The 16584-nt window shown below is 64.9% G+C and carries 14 protein-coding genes; 13 read left to right on the top strand and 1 reads right to left on the bottom strand.

Annotated features, from left to right (window positions below; translation table 11 throughout):
• The first annotated feature begins 52 nt into the window (after positions 1 to 52).
• The 6 genes from dacB to QMK32_RS03115 all read left to right on the top strand — a co-directional run bounded on the left by dacB (position 53) and on the right by QMK32_RS03115 (position 6651).
• A complete protein-coding gene (gene dacB, locus QMK32_RS03140) occupies positions 53 to 1462 on the top strand; it encodes a D-alanyl-D-alanine carboxypeptidase/D-alanyl-D-alanine endopeptidase (protein ID WP_283472915.1) in 1410 nt (469 codons plus the stop codon).
• Positions 1459 to 2514, top strand: a complete 1056-nt coding sequence (locus QMK32_RS03135) for an Rv3626c family coenzyme F420 biosynthesis-associated protein (RefSeq protein WP_283472913.1) — start codon at positions 1459 to 1461, stop codon at positions 2512 to 2514. The genes dacB and QMK32_RS03135 overlap by 4 nt, the downstream gene beginning before the upstream one ends.
• Positions 2514 to 3509: a tRNA lysidine(34) synthetase TilS gene (gene tilS / locus QMK32_RS03130; protein ID WP_283473175.1), complete on the top strand. Its 996-nt coding sequence runs from the start codon at positions 2514 to 2516 to the stop codon at positions 3507 to 3509. The genes QMK32_RS03135 and tilS overlap by 1 nt, the downstream gene beginning before the upstream one ends.
• A 47-nt stretch (positions 3510 to 3556) precedes the next feature.
• Entirely contained in the window at positions 3557 to 4111 is a 555-nt protein-coding gene (hpt, locus tag QMK32_RS03125; protein ID WP_269302890.1) for a hypoxanthine phosphoribosyltransferase, read from the top strand.
• 244 nt (positions 4112 to 4355) lie between these two features.
• Entirely contained in the window at positions 4356 to 4481 is a 126-nt protein-coding gene (locus QMK32_RS03120) for a hypothetical protein (RefSeq protein WP_283472911.1), read from the top strand.
• Positions 4482 to 4491: 10 nt separating this feature from the next.
• Positions 4492 to 6651 (top strand): acyl-CoA dehydrogenase family protein, encoded by a 2160-nt coding sequence (locus QMK32_RS03115; protein ID WP_283472909.1) that lies wholly within the window; start codon positions 4492 to 4494, stop codon positions 6649 to 6651.
• A gap of 349 nt (positions 6652 to 7000) precedes the next feature.
• On the opposite strand, the gene QMK32_RS03110 is transcribed toward QMK32_RS03115, so the two are convergent.
• Complete coding sequence (locus QMK32_RS03110; RefSeq protein WP_283473173.1) at positions 7001 to 9307, bottom strand: serine/threonine-protein kinase; 2307 nt, start codon at positions 9305 to 9307, stop codon at positions 7001 to 7003.
• Between the two features lie 332 nt (positions 9308 to 9639).
• Here QMK32_RS03110 and ftsH point away from each other — a divergent pair, with 332 nt between their 5' ends.
• The 7 genes from ftsH (at position 9640) to QMK32_RS03075 (ending at position 16575) form a co-directional block, all read left to right on the top strand.
• The gene (ftsH, locus tag QMK32_RS03105; protein ID WP_283472908.1) at positions 9640 to 12327 is read left to right on the top strand and encodes an ATP-dependent zinc metalloprotease FtsH; all 2688 of its coding nucleotides are present in this window, start codon (positions 9640 to 9642) and stop codon (positions 12325 to 12327) included.
• A gap of 117 nt (positions 12328 to 12444) precedes the next feature.
• Entirely contained in the window at positions 12445 to 13050 is a 606-nt protein-coding gene (gene folE, locus QMK32_RS03100; RefSeq protein WP_442972313.1) for a GTP cyclohydrolase I FolE, read from the top strand.
• Positions 13047 to 13934, top strand: a complete 888-nt coding sequence (gene folP, locus QMK32_RS03095; protein ID WP_283472906.1) for a dihydropteroate synthase — start codon at positions 13047 to 13049, stop codon at positions 13932 to 13934. The genes folE and folP overlap by 4 nt, the downstream gene beginning before the upstream one ends.
• Positions 13931 to 14293 (top strand): dihydroneopterin aldolase, encoded by a 363-nt coding sequence (folB, locus tag QMK32_RS03090; RefSeq protein ID WP_269302551.1) that lies wholly within the window; start codon positions 13931 to 13933, stop codon positions 14291 to 14293. Before folP ends, folB begins: the two co-directional genes overlap by 4 nt.
• Positions 14290 to 14808 (top strand): 2-amino-4-hydroxy-6-hydroxymethyldihydropteridine diphosphokinase, encoded by a 519-nt coding sequence (folK, locus tag QMK32_RS03085; protein WP_283472904.1) that lies wholly within the window; start codon positions 14290 to 14292, stop codon positions 14806 to 14808. The genes folB and folK overlap by 4 nt, the downstream gene beginning before the upstream one ends.
• Positions 14805 to 15272: a DUF3180 domain-containing protein gene (locus QMK32_RS03080; RefSeq protein WP_269302554.1), complete on the top strand. Its 468-nt coding sequence runs from the start codon at positions 14805 to 14807 to the stop codon at positions 15270 to 15272. The genes folK and QMK32_RS03080 overlap by 4 nt, the downstream gene beginning before the upstream one ends.
• Before the next feature lie 100 nt (positions 15273 to 15372).
• Complete coding sequence (locus tag QMK32_RS03075; RefSeq protein WP_283472902.1) at positions 15373 to 16575, top strand: DUF6779 domain-containing protein; 1203 nt, start codon at positions 15373 to 15375, stop codon at positions 16573 to 16575.
• The last annotated feature ends 9 nt before the right edge of the window (positions 16576 to 16584 follow it).

Below are 16584 nucleotides of genomic sequence, written 5' to 3'. Positions count from 1 at the left end.
AGGATACTGTTGGAGAAACTGGCAACGGGAAGAAGAAGACACCGATGGAGGAATGTTGGCCAGGTTGACCAAGCGAAATCTCGGTCCCACCGCGGGGAGGCGGCGACGGAGAACCCGCATCCTTCTGATTCTCGTTGCGGTATTGGTCCTTGCGGCGGGCGGAACAGCAATTGCGGCCATCGTCCCGCACGGAGCCGATACGAACTCCGAGGTGCTTCTCGCGCCCGAGCCGGACCCGGTAACGCTCGTGCCGACCATCGCGCCGATATCGGACATTGCACCTGCACCCTCCGTCGCAGGTATCGCTGCCGCGCTCGCGCCGGTGGTCGCATCGCCGGATCTCGGCGCATTCACCGGATCTGTGGCCGACGCCGTCACGGGGGAGGTGCTGTGGTCCTCGGGGCCGGACACCCCGATGACTCCCGCATCGACGACCAAGGTCTTGACGGCAGGCGCGGCGATGCTCGCGCTGTCACCGGAACATCGCGTCACCACCAGAGTGGTGAAGGGGCAATCCGCTGGTGAGATCGTCATCGTGGCCGCCGGCGATCCGACGATCACCGCTCGGCCCCTGGGCAGCGAAAGCTTCTACTCAGGCTCGGCGCGTATAGACGATCTGGTGGAGCAGATATCCAAATCCGGTACGCCGGTCGACAGAATCGTCGTGGACACATCCATCTACAGCGGCCCGACAATGGCACAGGGATGGTTTGCTCCTGACATCGCAGCCGGTTACATCACGCCGATCGAACCGATCATGATCGACGGCGGCCGATCCGATCCGTTGGAAGACGAGTCCCCGCGAAGCGTCGAGCCGGCCCTCGATGCTGGTCGCGCGCTGGCCCGGGGCCTAGGGATCGACCCGGCTCGGGTGTCCACCGGTGCGGCACCACCCGGTGCCGATCAGGTGGCGAGTGTTCAATCCGCACCTCTTCGTGATCGTCTCGGCCAGATGATGGGCCGCTCGGACAACGTCCTCGCAGAAGCCATCGGGCGCGAGATCGCCATCGAGACCAACACGCAGCCTTCCTTCACCGGTGCGGTGGACTCGATCGAACAGACACTGTTCGCCGCCGGTTTCGACATGTCCGGCCTCGAGCTGCACGATTCGAGCGGACTGTCGGTCGACGGGGTGATCCCGGCAAGACTGCTCGATCAGATATTGACTTCGGCCGCAGGATCGGGCAAGCCCGAACTCCGCCCGATGCTCGACTACCTTCCCGTCGCCGGGTCCACCGGCACGCTGTCGGATCGATACGCCAGCGCCGAACGCGTCGGAGCAGGCTGGGTGAGGGCCAAGACCGGCACCTTGTCGACCGCAAGTGCTCTCGCTGGATACGTAGTGGATGTGGACGGCCGGACGTTGACGTTCGCGTTGATGTCCAACGACCGTCCACCCGAAGTCAGCAGACCGGCGCTCGACGCCGTGGCGGCTACCCTCAGACTGTGTGGTTGCCGATGACGAACGAAGCAGCGGACGCAGAAGGCTTCAGTGGATCCGTGGATTGGGCGTTGGCCGCGAAGACCGGTGCCAAATTGGCTCCGAAAGAACCGTCGATCTCCCGATACACCGCTGAAGCTGTCGTCGCCGAGTTGTCGGAGGCGTCGGTGCGTGCGGAAGGACCGGTACGTGAAACGACAGGTCTCGCCGACGGACTTCCGGTACCGCAGGCACTCGTCGTCGATCGGGCAGGGTGGATCCACGCAGCATCGGCATCGATGAAACACCTGACGGGCGATGCCGATGCAGAGCCTCCTTCCGGTCTGCTCGGCGGTAAACCCGCGGGTGTGCAAGCAGGCGCGATGCTCGCGTTCCTGTCCAGCGCGATTCTCGGTCAGTACGACCCGTTCACCGGTGAGCACGGGACGCTTCTACTCGTCGCACCGAACGTCGTCGCCGTAGAGCGGGCGTTGCGAGTGCCGCCGAGCGACTTCCGGCTGTGGGTATGCCTGCACGAGGTGACGCATCGAGTTCAGTTCTCCTCGGCGCCGTGGTTGGGCGAGTACATGCGCAGTTCCGTCGCACTGTTGTCCGGCGGTGTCGACGAACCGATCGGTGAATTCGCGGCGAGATTGACGAGCGCGTTGAAGAACCGGAAGCAATCCGGCAAAGCCGAGGACGCGGGCATCGTCGGGTTGCTGCGCGCAACGCAAGCCCCGGCCCAGCGGGACGCGATCGATCGGCTCCTCGTGCTCGGGACGCTCCTCGAAGGTCACGCCGATCACGTCATGGACGCGGTCGGGCCCGCAGTGGTGCCCTCGGTCCTGCAAATCCGCCAGGCTTTCGACAGCAGGCGTCGACGAAAGACCAACCCACTCCAACGCCTCATCAGGGCCCTTCTCGGGATGGACGCGAAGATGGCGCAGTACGTGCGAGGCAAAGCGTTCGTCGACCACGTCGTCGGCAGGGTCGGCATGGAACAGTTCAACACCATCTGGACCGACTCCGCCACGCTGCCGCTTCTCGACGAGATCGAGGACCCCGACCGGTGGATCGCCCGCGTACTTCGATGATGCGGCGTACCGGGGTGGCGCTGCCGGAGAAGCCTGCGATTCTCGAGCTGCGCCAGGCAGTTCGTCGGTGGCTCGCATCGAGCCCGGGCCCAGTGGTGCTCGCACTGTCCGGCGGTGCCGATTCACTCGCGCTGACCGCTGCAGTGGCCGCGGAGGCCCCGGACGTCCGAGCACTAGTCGTCGACCACGGGCTACAGCAGGGATCGGACACGGTGGCAAAGACTGCTGCAGCGACGGCACTGGAGCTGGGGTGCGTCGACGCGTCGGTGCTGACGGTGACCGTCGGTGGCTCGGGGGGAATGGAGGCCGCGGCTCGTCGCGCGCGGTACGAGGCATTGAACCGCCACCGCGGCGACGCCACAGTCCTCCTCGCGCACACACTCGACGATCAAGCGGAGACCGTTCTGCTCGGACTCTCGCGAGGGTCCGGGCCGCGATCGATCGCGGGTATGTCCCCGGTGGATCAGCCGTGGGGCCGACCACTGCTGGGGGTTCGGCGAGCAGTGACAAGGCAAACGTGTGCCGAGTTGGGGTTGACGCCGTTCGAAGATCCGCACAACACGGACACCGACTTCACTCGCGTCCGGCTTCGGCACGAGATTCTGCCGCTGCTCGAAGATGCGCTCGGTGGTGGTGTCGCGGCGGCTCTTGCTCGCACGGCGACGCAACTTCGTGAAGACCTCACGGTTCTCGACGCCATGGCCGAGACCTTGGTACGGGAGAACTTCGCCGAACCAGAAGTGGACGTGACGACCCTCACGTCGGTCCCCGCTGCGTTGCGTCGTCGGGCATTGCGTTTGTGGTTGCTGCGAAGTGGCGTGAAGGCGCTGTCGGACAAGCAGTTACGGCTGATAGACGATCTCGTCGGAGATTGGCACGGGCAGGGGGGCGTAGCTGTCCGTTCAGGGGCGTCCGACGCCAGGTTGGTGGTCGCGCGTCGACGTGGCAGGCTGATGCTCGAGCAAGAGTGGAGCCTGCGACATGGCGGTGCTTGAATCTGCGAGAGTTGTGAAGGTACGAGAAACAATTGAAGGGAAGCGCCGTGTACGAGGGCGATATCGAATCGATTCTCATCTCCGAGGAGCAGATCAAGACTCGTACGATCGAGCTTGCCAACGAGATTGCCGAGCGTTATCCGCAGGGCGCGCCGGAGGGTGATCTTCTCCTGGTCGGTGTCCTCAAGGGCGCCGTCATGTTCATGACGGATTTTGCTCGCGCGCTCCCGATTCCGACGCAACTCGAGTTCATGGCGGTCAGCTCGTACGGCTCGTCGACGTCGTCTTCCGGAGTGGTTCGAATTCTCAAGGACCTCGACCGCGACATCAGCGGCCGTCACGTACTCATCGTCGAGGACATCATCGATTCGGGACTGACGCTGTCCTGGCTCAAGCGCAACCTCGCCACTCGTAACCCTGCCTCGTTGTCGGTGGTGACACTGCTTCGCAAGCCCGACGCGATCAAAGTGGACATCGAGGTCGCGAACGTGGGTTTCGACATTCCCAACGAATTCGTCGTCGGATACGGACTCGACTACAACGAGCGCTATCGCGATCTGCCGTACATCGGAACTCTTCACCCGAAGGTCTACGGCGGCTGAAACCGGCCTAGTTTTGGCCTGACCTGGCCTCGTGCTTTCATGCCGGTTCACGAGGAGCGCCGTCTGACCGAACCGGCGCCGACTACTCCGAGCGCGGGAACGTATGTCGGACAACGGTTTCACGGGGTGAAGACGGCGTCGGTGCTCGAGATCCCAGGGCGCAGATATTGTCGGCGTACATCGCGAAGGAAGAATTACGGACATTGCTGTTGTGTGATGGACGGGAACACCGGATCGAAGGCGAGTGGACGGCCTCGAGCAGACGAGCACGTTGGTCTCACATCTGGCCGGCCGAGGATTTTGCCTACTGACGGTGCCGGCCTACGCCTACGCCGACGACGTGGCCAACCTCACCCCAGCCTTACAGTAATGTCCGCAATATGGCTATTGCGCTTACCGAGGACCAGCGTTCGCTGGCTGAATCAATCAATGACTACTACCGCCGCACGGACGCCCTCGGGCAGACCCGTGCCCGGCTGGAGAGTCCGACTGTGGGCCTGCCGGGCGACTGGGCGAAATATGCGGAGCTCGGGTGGCTCGGCATCCACCTCCCTGAGGACGTCGGCGGGGCGGGCATGGGTATGGGCGAGGCCGCGGTGGTCGTCGAGGAGCTCGCGGCAGTGCTGGCCCCGGGCCCGGTCCTACCGACAGTCTGGGCCTCGGCGCTGCTCGCGGCGAGCGGCACCCCCGAGCAGCAGCAGCAGCTGTCACTGCCGGGGCTCGCCGAGGGCACCGTCGTCGGCGCGGTTGGTACCGTGCCGGAGGGGCTCGCCTCGCGCGACGCGGACGGGGCGTTCCGACTCTCCGGCCCGGTCCAGGTGCTGGGCGGCATGGAGGCCGATCTGATCCTGCTGACGGTCGGCGCGGACGTGCTGGCCTTCGACCGCGTGCAGCTGGGCAGCGTGGACGCGGAAAGTATGGACCCGACGCGCAGCGTCGCGCTGATCAGTGCGGACGGCCCCGTGCAGCCGCGGATGGAGCTGCCGGGCGCCGCGGAGCTGGCCCAGGCCATCGGCCGTGTCTTGGCGGCCGCGGAGGCGACGGGCGTGACACGCGCCTGCCAGAACATGGCTGTGGACTACGCGAAGCAGCGACAGGCCTTCGGCCGGGCCATCGGGTCCTTCCAGGCAATCAAGCACATCCTGGCGAATGTCCTCGTCGATCAGCAACTGAGCATGGCTCAGGCCTGGGACGCGGCAGGCATCCTGGCAGGCGCCCCGGAGCAGCGGAGCCTCGCCGCCGCGGCCGCGGTCGTGACCGCGCTGCCCGCCGCGGTGAGCGCCGCCGAGCAGAACGTCCAGGTGCACGGCGCCATCGGCTATACCCGCGAGCACGACGCGCACCTGTACATGCGTCGCGCAGGAGTACTGAGCATGATGTTCAGCGTCGTCGCCGCGCGTCGCGAGATCGCCGCCGCGACCGCCGCGGGCGTGCGCCGTGAGTCCGGCATCGACCTGCCGCCCGAGGCGGAGGGTTACCGCGCCCAAGCGCGGGAGTTCGTCGCGCAGTTGGGCTCGGCGGCCGGGGCCGAGCGGCGCGAGCTGTTCGTGGACTCCGGTTACGCCATCGCGCACTGGCCCCGGCCCTGGGGCCGGGGCGCCGGCGCCGTCGAGCAGTTGGTGCTCGATGAGGAGCTGCGTGGGCATGAGCGGCCGGAGTACGGCATCGGCGAGTGGGTGCTGCGCACGGTTGTAGACCATGGCACGCAGGAGCAGCTCGACCGCTATGTGCGCACCAGCCTGCTGGGCAAGATCACGTGGTGCCAGCTGTTCAGCGAGCCCGGCGCGGGCTCGGACGCCGCGGGTGTGACCACCAAGGCCAAGCGGGCGGAGGGCGGTTGGATCGTCAACGGCCAGAAGACCTGGACCAGCGGCGGGCACACGTCGACGCATGGTATGGCGACCATTCGGACCAACCCGGACGCGGCCAAGCACAAGGGCATCTCCATGATGCTGATCGACATGGCCGCGCCGGGGCTCACCGTCCGGCCGATCCAGGACAGTCGGGGCGTCGAACTGTTCGCCGAGGTGTTCTTCGACGACGTCTTCGTCGCCGACGAGGATGTCCTGGGAGCGGTCGACGGCGGCTGGGGCGTGGCGCGCTCGGCCCTGGGCAACGAGCGCGTAACCATCGGGCGCGACCGACTCGGCCTCGACCTGTCCTACGACCTTTTCGCGCTGTACGCCGCAGTGCGCGGTGACGCCGGGCTGGACCAGTCGATCGCGGACCTCGTCGCGGAGGATCTCGCGCTGGCGGCGCTCACCCGCCGCATCGCTGAGCAGGCCGTGCGCGGCGGTGCGTCCGGGCCCGAGGGTGCGGTGCTCAAGCTGGTCGGCAGCGAACATACACAGCGCCTGGCGACCGTGAGCCTCGCGGTGGCCGGCGAGGCCGGCGCGCTGGAGGCGAAGGCGCTGAACGAGCTGCAGCGCAGCTTCCTGTACGCGCGCTACAGCACCCTCGCCGGGGGTACCTCGGAGGTCCTGCGCAATCAGATCGCCGAGCTGATCCTGGGGCTGCCCCGCGAGCAGTCCCTGCGCTGACCTTGTCCTCGGTGATGATCACGTCCACGTCGGCGTGCGCGAAGGGGTGGATTCGACGAACCGTGGCAGCCATGGCGAAAGCCTGACCAGCGTCTGCACCGGCGGCGTCGCGTTGTACATCGTGGGCTACGAGGGCGGCTAGGCCGGCTTCGTCGCTCGCGCGAAGGAGCTCGCCGTCGAGTACAGCGAGCGCTTCGAACCCCCGGCCAGCCTGCTGGGCTAGCTGCCGACGCGGCAGAGGTGCCTGACCGAAAAACTCGGTTCAGGCACCTCTGTCTACACGACTGCAATGGACGCGGCGGTATCGAGTCACTGGCATTGAACCGTGCGATACCGGGCTTGGCCAAGGCTAGCGGGACCTGCGAGAGACGGCTCGCAGCAAGGCATTCAGATCGCCCTCGATCAGCCGGAAAATCGAGTATGACGCGACGAATGCCAAAATTCCGCCCACGCAGACAACCCGTACGACGTCGATGATGTTGGGGATGTCCGCGGTAGGAACGAAGGTCAGGCCACCTACGGCGATCAGCGGAATCGATGCGGCGACGGTCAGAAATCCGACGCTACGGCGCTGCAACGTGTGCAGTCGTGAGGCGTCCCCGCTCCCTGCGCGGCCGTATGGAAGGAGCGACGGGTACAGACATCGAACGGTGAACAGCGAGACCAGAAAGAACGGGTACGCGGTTGCCATCGCGCCGCAGACGACCAGCGATGCGATGAAGTGCACGTACGCTTCGGTCGGCACCGAACCGGCGGCGAATTGCAGGGACACGGGAAACGCGATACCGGCGACGACCCACAGTCCGAGGCATACCGCGACCACTCGGCCCGCGATCATGAGCGTGTCTGCCCTTGCTTGCGCCAATCGTTCTTCCGGAACAATTCTTCCGGTCCGCAATGCACGCGGAACTGCGAGAACTCGGCGGCTGAACCAGAGAATCAACGCCAGCCCCAGGGGCCAGACCATGCCGTTGATGGCCGTCGCGACGAACCCGAATCTCTCCTGCGCCTCGGGGGCGAGGTCGCTGATGATCAGTGCCTTGTTGTGCTGATAGTTGTAGACCGCAGCGACGGCATTGGGAACGCCGATCGCGAGGGTCATGACGGGGACCGTGTACGGCCGAATTCTCACGCGCGGGCTGGTGGGCGGTGGGTCGACCAGGTTGCGGGCGCGGGCGTCGAGGCACAGGTCGAATTGCTGAGCCATTTCCTGGCCGGTGGCCCAGCGATCCTCCCGGTCGGGTGAGAGGCATTTGACGAGAATGCGTCGCAGCGTCGCCGGACAGTCTTCCGGCAGTTCGGACAGTGCCTGTGCGCCGACTCCCCCCCGGCGTGCCCCGAGCAAGCCGTCGATGGCCGTACGGTCACCGGCAGCGGAATCGTCGGGGTCGGGGAACGGCTTGTGGCCGGTCAGTAGTTCCCACAGCACCACCGCGAGCGAGTAGAGATCGCTGCGCGTGTCGAGATCTTCGGCGCGCCCCGGCCGACCGGGATGGCAGGCCTCCAATTGTTCCGGCGACATATAGCTCAGTGACCCGCCGAAATAAGCGACCGGGCTGTCTCCTGCCACGGCGCCGCTGAAGCTGATGTTGAAGTCGGCCAATTTGGGGACGCCCTCGGCAGTCAACAACACATTCGCCGGCTTGATATCGCGATGCAACACACCGCGTTCGCCCGCGTAGTCCAGTGCATCCGCCAGTCGGCGGCCGATCCACGCCACCGTCTCCGGCCATGACAGAGACGAAATCTGTTCTCGCACAGTCGAGTCGGTGGGCCGAAGGCCGCCTTTGTCGGCGAGCGAGGCGTCGACGCTGTCGAGAAGTAGCCGTCCGCAGCGGTCGGCTTCTCGATTCGCCCTGACTCTTCCGAGCACATTCAGCAGGGTGCCTCCAGGCACGTACTGCATGTACAGCAGCCGCAGCCCGCGGTTCCGGAGAACACGTTGATCGAACACCCGAACGATGTAGTCGTGATCGAGCTGCGCCAAAGTCTGCGGTTCGGTCCCGCGGTCCTCGGAAATCTTCACCGCGACGATTCGTTGCATCGAGCGCTGCCTGGACAGGAACACCCGTGCAAAAGCGCCTCGGCCGAGGCCCATCAACAAGTCGAAATCATCCAACCGATCGCCGACGTCGAGGTCCTCGAGCTCGTCCTGGGATCCGGGGCGGGTCCATTCCAGCCCGGCGGAGGCGGCTCCCGTCGTACCGGCGGCCGTGGGTTCCACCTGGGTGGCATCGAGCTCCGACCCCGGCTCGCTCGGGGAAAGCTCAGTGGTTTCACCTGGTACGACGTTGAGCAATTCGGCCAGCGCTGCTGCCTGCACCGGATACTCCGCGACGTAGTGGGACGGTGATACCGAGTCCCCGCTCTGACGTCGCACACAGAATTCCTCGTAGATCAATCCGACCGGGAGCTGAGCCTCGGCGAGGTCGAACTCCGCGCAGTACTCCCGCAGTCGCTTCGGTAAGCGTGCACGTAACCAGCGCTCCTGGAGGTCGACCGAAATGAGTGCTGCGAGCCACCGATGCCGCAGAGTCGTCGAATCAGGCAGGAATTCGGCAAGGTCGGGCGCCCGGGGATCAGCCGTCGAGGTACTCGTCCGCCAGGCGGATCTCAGCAGCTCAGCTGCTGCATCGGCGTGCTCCGGCACTGCCATGCCGTCCGGATAGGTTGTGACACCTTCCGAATTTACGGTGACTCTGTCCGAGCCTGGCTGCACTTTGACAGAATAGACCCTCCAGCGTCGCTGCCCTCCGCCGAAAGCGGTAGGTCGGACAAGAAGACTGTGGTGGGGAACCTGTGGGGCAGGGGAGACGTTGAAGGGGGAGATGCGTTGTGCAACGCAGCAGTGTTGCCGGCCCGTTTGTGCACGTGATGCACCTGGGGCAGTCGGTTGCCGTTCGCGGTAACCTGGATCATCCGGTGCGCGGCCGGAGTCTGCGTACTGGAGAAGACTGGAAAGGACGAGGCCGTCTCGGCTGAAGCTGTATGAATCGGAAGACAGTTATACGGAACCTGGCCATCGTTTTCGGCGTCCTGATGGTGATCGCTGCCTTCAGCTACTTCGGAAACGACACACGCGGGTGGAAGACTGTCGACACGTCAGTGGCGATAGCGCAGCTCGATTCCAAGAACGTCGACACAGCTCAGATCGATGATCGTGAGCAGCAGATACGCCTCGACCTCAAGTCCGGCAGCGACGCAACCGACGGCGAGACGAAGATCCTCGCCAAGTACCCGACCTCTGCGTCGGAGCAGATCTTCGACAAGGTCGGCCAGGACGGGCTGAAGAGCTACAACACCGTGGTGTCCCAGGACAGCTGGTTCAGTTCACTGCTGCTCTTCCTTCTTCCGATGATCATTCTGCTCGGTATCTTCGTGTTCTTCATGAGCCGTATGCAGGGCGGCGGTCGCGGTGGCGTGATGGGCTTCGGCAAGTCGAAAGCCAAGCAGCTCACCAAGGACATGCCCAAGACGACGTTCCAGGACGTCGCCGGTGCCGACGAGGCCGTCGAAGAGCTGTACGAGATCAAGGACTTCCTCCAGAATCCGGCTCGCTACCAGGCCCTCGGTGCGAAGATTCCGCGTGGCGTGCTGCTGTACGGCCCTCCCGGAACAGGCAAGACGCTCCTTGCGCGAGCAGTCGCCGGTGAAGCCGGAGTGCCGTTCTTCACCATCTCCGGCTCGGACTTCGTCGAAATGTTCGTCGGCGTAGGTGCCTCTCGTGTGCGCGACCTGTTCGAACAAGCCAAGCAGAACAGTCCCTGCATCATTTTCGTGGACGAGATCGACGCCGTCGGACGCCAGCGTGGTGCGGGCATGGGCGGCGGCCACGACGAGCGCGAGCAGACCCTCAATCAACTTCTGGTCGAAATGGACGGCTTCGGTGAGCGCACCGGCGTCATCCTCATCGCCGCCACCAACCGCCCCGACATCCTCGATCCAGCTCTTCTACGTCCGGGTCGATTCGACCGACAGATCCCCGTCGGGGTTCCCGACCTCGCTGGTCGACGCGCGATCCTGGCCGTCCACTCGGCGGGCAAGCCGGTGGCCCACGACGCCGATCTCGAAGGCCTCGCGAAACGCACGGTCGGCATGTCCGGTGCAGATCTCGCGAACGTCATCAACGAAGCAGCTTTGCTGACGGCACGCGAGAACGGCACCGTCATCACCGAAGCAGCTCTCGAGGAATCGGTGGATCGCGTCGTCGGTGGCCCCCGTCGTAAGAGTCGGATCATCAGTGAGCACGAGAAGAAGATCACTGCCTACCACGAGGGCGGGCACACGCTGGCGGCGTGGGCGATGCCCGACATCGAGCCCGTGTACAAGGTGACGATCCTCGCTCGCGGTAGAACCGGTGGCCACGCCATGACGGTGCCCGAGGACGACAAGGGCCTGATGACGCGGTCCGAGATGATCGCTCGTCTGGTCATGGCAATGGGTGGTCGTGCAGCCGAAGAACTCGTCTTCCATGAGCCGACCACCGGTGCTTCCTCAGATATCGACCAGGCCACCAAGATCGCGCGGGCAATGGTCACCGAATACGGCATGAGCAGCAAGCTAGGCGCAGTCCGTTACGGGCAGGAGCAGGGCGATCCGTTCCTCGGTCGCTCGATGGGTATGCAGTCGGACTTCTCGCACGAGGTCGCACGGGAGATCGACGAGGAGGTGCGCAATCTGATCGAAGCCGCGCACACCGAGGCCTGGGCGATCCTCAACGAGTACCGCGACATCCTGGATATCCTCGCCACCGAACTGCTCGAGCGCGAGACCCTCACTCGCAAGGATCTCGAAAAGATCTTCACGAGTGTCAGCAAACGCCCTCGAATCACCGCGTTCAACGATTTCGGCGCACGGATCCCATCCGACAAGCCACCGGTGAAAACACCACGCGAACTCGCCGCCGAGCGCGGTGAGCCCTGGCCCCCAGAGTCCATCGCCCCGAACGTTGTTCCACCACAACAGTTCCCGCAGCCGACGTACGCAGGTTCGCCCCAGCTTTCCAAGGGTGGTCCGGGCAACTCCAGCGGTGGTTACGCCAACGGTGCGCCCACAGCGGGCAACAACCCAGCCGGCAACAACGGTGGTGGCCCGTACAACGGCGGTAGTCCGTACAACGGTGGCGGCCCTTACAACGGTGGCGCCCAGAACAGCAGCCCGTACAACGGCGGTCCTTACAACGGGGGCGCATACAACGGGGGCGCATACAACGGTGGTGCACCTTCCACCGGAACGCACAATGACGGCGCGCCCTACAACGGTGGCTCGTATCGCAAGCCGGAGCCACCGAAGAGCTCGCGTCCCGACTACGGCGCCCCGGCTGGATGGTCCGCGCCCGGCTGGCCTCCACGCGATCCGCTCGGCCCCGTTCAGGGCGGACCCCCAACAGGCTATTCGGAGGGCAATCGCTACACCGACCCCTCCTACCAGCCGCCGCAATATCAGCCCCCGGAGTACCCCCAGCCTGACAACCGCCAGCCTGAAAGCCGGGAACAAGAGTCCCAGGGGCAGGAAGCCCCTCGATGGGATCCTTTGAGCGGAGCCCTGCCGGATGACGCCGTTCGCGGCAGTGGGAACGAGGAGCCGAATCCACCCTGGGAGACCCCGAATCCGGACGGCGACCAGAACGATGGCCCCCGCACGCAACGCTGGGAAGGTCCGAACGGACAGCACTAGCTCGGTCGGCCCGAGGCGCCGCCGGATAGGCTGACTGTCAAACCTCGGGGCATCGGAGCCCCGCAACCGGAGGTACAAAGCTCAGTGTCAGTCAGGCAGATCGACCAAGACGGAGTAATACCCGGCGACCAGTTCGTCGCAGTGGCGACCGGAAACGCGTTCGATCAACCGCGCGCGGAGGCCGCAGTGCGCGAACTGCTCATTGCAGTCGGAGAAGACCCGGATCGACCGGGACTGCTCGAGACTCCCGCCCGCGTTGCACGCGCATACAAGGAGATCTTCGGAGGCCTCTACACCGACCCGGACGATGTCCTGAACACGACGTTCGACGAAGGCCACCAAGAATTGGTTCTCGTCCGCGACATTCCCATGTTCTCCACGTGCGAGCATCATCTCGTCTCGTTCCATGGAGTTGCACATGTCGGGTACATCCCGGGTAGCAGCGGCAAGGTGACCGGCCTTTCGAAGCTGGCGCGAGTGGTGGACCTCTATGCCAAACGGCCACAGGTCCAGGAGCGTCTGACCAGTCAGGTTGCCGACGCGGTGATGCGCAAGCTGAGCCCACGCGGAGCTATCGTCGTCATCGAGGCAGAGCACCTGTGCATGGCTATGCGTGGCATCCGCAAGCCCGGAGCGAGTACGACGACATCGGCTGTGCGGGGCTTGTTCCAATCTTCTGCCGCCTCTCGGTCCGAAGCGTTGGATCTCATCCTGCGCAAATGACGCAAATGACTTTGCCCGTCGCACCCGTCGTCATGGGTGTCCTCAACGTGACCGCCGACTCGTTCTCCGACGGCGGGCGGTACCTGGACGTGGACGCAGCAGTTGCACACGGAACGAAACTGCACCGGACCGGCGTCGACATCGTCGACGTCGGCGGTGAATCGACGCGTCCGGGTGCCGATCGGATCGACCCTGCGGTCGAGGCGCGCCGAGTGGTGCCCGTCATCGCAGAACTTTCGGCGCGTGGCATCGCCACCAGCGTCGACACCATGCGGGCATCGGTAGCGGCGGCGGCTGTCGAAGCAGGGGTGTCGATCATCAACGACGTCTCCGGTGGCCGCGCAGATCCTGAGATGGCGTCGGTGGTCGCCGATGCCGGTCTGCCGTGGATTCTCATGCATTGGCGCTCGGCCGCCGATTACGTCCCCAAGGGGGCTGGTTCGCATCACGCCGGTGGCGCAGCCGCTCATTACGACAGTGGCGCAGTCGCGCATTACGACGACGTCGTCGCCGATGTTCGGCGCGAACTGCTCGAGCAAGTCGACCGTGCGGTAGCGGCCGGAGTGGATCCGGCGGCCATCATTCTCGATCCGGGTCTCGGTTTCGCGAAGAACGCCGCGCACAACTGGGAACTGCTGCGAGCGCTACCGAAGTTCGTCGAGCTCGGCATGCCGATTCTGATCGGCGCGTCGCGTAAACGTTTTCTCGGCACACTTCTCGAATCCGACGGTGAACCGAGACCTCCCGACGGACGTGAAGTCGCAACAGCGGTCGTATCCGCGCTTGCGGTCGCAGGAGGAGCATGGGGTGTTCGCGTCCACGACGCCCAGGCCTCACTGGACGCGGTGGCAGTGGTGAAAGCATGGCAGGGGCTGACAAGATGAGCGACCGAATCGAGTTGCGCGGGTTGAAAATTCGTGGCAACCACGGAGTGTTCGATTTCGAGAAACGTGACGGTCAGGACTTCGTCGTCGACATCACCGTCTGGATGGATTTGCGGCCTGCTGCCGCGACCGACGATCTGGCGAACACACTGCACTACGGCGAGCTTGCGGAAGCGGCAGCGGCGATCATCGCAGGTCCATCGCGGGACCTCATCGAAACCGTCGCAGCCGAAATCGCCGACGGAGTCATGGAGGACACGCGCGTCGATGCAGTCGAGGTGGTGTTGCACAAACCGTCGGCGCCGATCCCGCTCGCTTTCGACGACGTGGCGGTAGTCGCTTCGCGGAGTCGTCGGTGACGCGCGCGGTGCTGTCGATCGGCAGCAATGTCGGCGACTCGTATGCGCATCTGCGTTCGGTGACGTCCGCGCTCGGCGACCGCGTCGTTGCGGTGTCGTCGGTGTACTCGTCGGTGCCGTGGGGAGGCGTCGAGCAGCAGGACTTTCTCAATGCGATCGTCGTAGCGGACGACGAACAACGGGGCCCGTACGACTGGCTCGAGCTTGCTCGAGAACTGGAGAAGGCAGCCGACCGAGTGAGAGTCGAGCGTTGGGGACCGCGAAGTCTCGACGTCGACATCATTGCGTGTGACGACATTTCGAGTAGTGATCCACAACTGCTTCTTCCACATCCTCGAGCACACCAGCGAGCATTCGTCCTGGTGCCATGGCTCGAGGTCGATCAGAGTGCGTCGCTCGAAGTGGCCGGGGAGGTTCGGTCGGTGTGCGAATGGATCGAATCTCTGAGCGAGGAAGAACGGGCGGGCGTCCACCGCACGGACATGACACTGCCCACACCGAATAGGGCTCCATGACGGCCACGAAAATGAGAGATCTGCTCGGCCTCGCAGTCTTCGCGGCTCTCGCAACGTGGCTGCTCGTGCGATCGTTCTATGGATCGCTACCACCGATTCACGCGTTCGCGGGCGCGTCGCTCTACGTCGTCGCCATCGCCGAGACGGTGCTCGGCTTCGTGATCCGATCGCGTATCGAGAAACTGCGGGTCGGAGACGGGCCGAACCAGCTCCATCCGATCACCGCGGCCCGAGCGTTGGCCCTGGCCAAGGCATCTGCTCTGGTAGGCGCAGCAGCTGCCGGTGTGTGGTTCGGATTCTTGCTCCACATCGTCCCGCTCGCGTCCTCGGTGCGTGCCGCGTCCTCGGACCGGGCGGGTGTCATCGTCGGACTCGTTGCTGCAGTGGCCCTGGTGGGTGCGGCGCTGTGGCTCGAGCGTTGCTGCAGGACCCCGACCGACTCCGGTGACAGGCCCGAACGGTGAAGGCATTTACCGTTCCCGGCGCCGGATCGTTACCGCCGAACCGGACGAGCATAGTCCAGCTTCCCCGTTTGTCGACGGTTCGCCAGCTACCCTGGACGTCATGACCGAACCGACTCGCGCGAAAGCGTCACGCCGTCAGCGGCGGAGTGCGAGCCAGCTTTTCATTGCAGCGCTGGTCGTATTCGGCATCATCGCCAGCATGTTGATGTTGTTCAGCGAAAACGTGCAGTGGCTACGTGTGGGCTTGGTCTCAGCGTTGTGGGCCGCGATCATCGGTGCGTTCGCGATGACGAAGTACCGCCGCGAAGCAGTGGCCGACCAAACCAGGGCCAAAGATCTTCAGACTGTGTACGAGCTGCAGCTCGCCCGTGAGATCTCGGCACGGCGGGAGTACGAACTCGGCGTGGAATCTCGCGTACGGAGCGAAGTAGCTGTCGAGACCAGCGAGATCGCGGCACTTCGAGCAGAACTGGCTCACCTACGCAACAACCTGCAAGTATTGTTCGACGGCAATCTGCCCACCGAACGGGTGGCACTGCGGGCCGATGCGACGCGTGTGCAGGAGCTCGGCGGTCGCAGCTACGCCAGCTACCAGCCGGCACCTTCGGGCTTGTTCGTTCCCGGTAAATCTTCGCAGTCCTCTTCCTCGAGCACGGAGGGCCCGAACGCCCCTGTGCCCGGACTCGGAACGCCGTACGACGAGCCCGTCACAGCCGAGACGTCGGTGCTGTATCCCGACGTCCCCATCGGTAGCGAGGACATGCCCAGCGCGGGTTCCGTGCCGAGCCAGCCGGCCCCCCCCGCAGAATCGCGGTTCCCCGGCAACGGTCGCCGCGTACCCACACCGCCGCACGTCCAGGCTCCAACGCCACCGTTGGTGAGTGAGCCCGTCGGCTATTCGTCCGATCGGTCGACGGCCGTCGAAGCCGAAGAACCGCTCGCGGCAGCCCAGGGATCGGAAACGAGTTCCCAGCCGTACTCGGGTTCCCAGCCGTATTCGAGCCCGCAGTCTTATTCGAGTCCGGTGTTCGAGCCGGAGGCTGTTCCGGAGGAGACGGAGCAGCCGCTACCGGCTCGCGAGGAACCCGTGGCACCTGCACCCGACTCGAACACCGAGGACGTAGGAAGTCACGACATTTCGGAGCCCGCTGCCGACCCTCCGAGGCGACGGCGTCGAGCCGAGCCGGATGATGATGGCGCGGGTGCGCACTCCAATGGCCGTTCGGTGGCCGAGATCATGGCAGGAATGAAATCCAGCGACACCGAGCCGAGTGCACGTCGTCATCGACGCCGCGCCGACTGACCTGCTGAC

This window comes from Rhodococcus sp. H29-C3, assembly GCF_030063405.1.
Classification (GTDB): Bacteria; Actinomycetota; Actinomycetes; order Mycobacteriales; family Mycobacteriaceae; genus Rhodococcoides.
This window is presented reverse-complemented; position numbering and strand designations above follow the sequence as displayed.

Coding starts and splice junctions, on each gene's coding strand:
- QMK32_RS03080 (WP_269302554.1), top strand. CDS start 14,805: ATGACGGCCACGAAAATGAGAGATCTGCTCGGCCTCGCAGTCTTCGCG.
- ftsH (WP_283472908.1), top strand. CDS start 9,640: ATGAATCGGAAGACAGTTATACGGAACCTGGCCATCGTTTTCGGCGTC.
- folB (WP_269302551.1), top strand. CDS start 13,931: ATGAGCGACCGAATCGAGTTGCGCGGGTTGAAAATTCGTGGCAACCAC.
- QMK32_RS03115 (WP_283472909.1), top strand. CDS start 4,492: ATGGCTATTGCGCTTACCGAGGACCAGCGTTCGCTGGCTGAATCAATC.
- dacB (WP_283472915.1), top strand. CDS start 53: ATGTTGGCCAGGTTGACCAAGCGAAATCTCGGTCCCACCGCGGGGAGG.
- tilS (WP_283473175.1), top strand. CDS start 2,514: ATGCGGCGTACCGGGGTGGCGCTGCCGGAGAAGCCTGCGATTCTCGAG.
- QMK32_RS03075 (WP_283472902.1), top strand. CDS start 15,373: ATGACCGAACCGACTCGCGCGAAAGCGTCACGCCGTCAGCGGCGGAGT.
- QMK32_RS03110 (WP_283473173.1), bottom strand. CDS start 9,307: ATGGCAGTGCCGGAGCACGCCGATGCAGCAGCTGAGCTGCTGAGATCC.
- QMK32_RS03135 (WP_283472913.1), top strand. CDS start 1,459: ATGACGAACGAAGCAGCGGACGCAGAAGGCTTCAGTGGATCCGTGGAT.
- folP (WP_283472906.1), top strand. CDS start 13,047: ATGACGCAAATGACTTTGCCCGTCGCACCCGTCGTCATGGGTGTCCTC.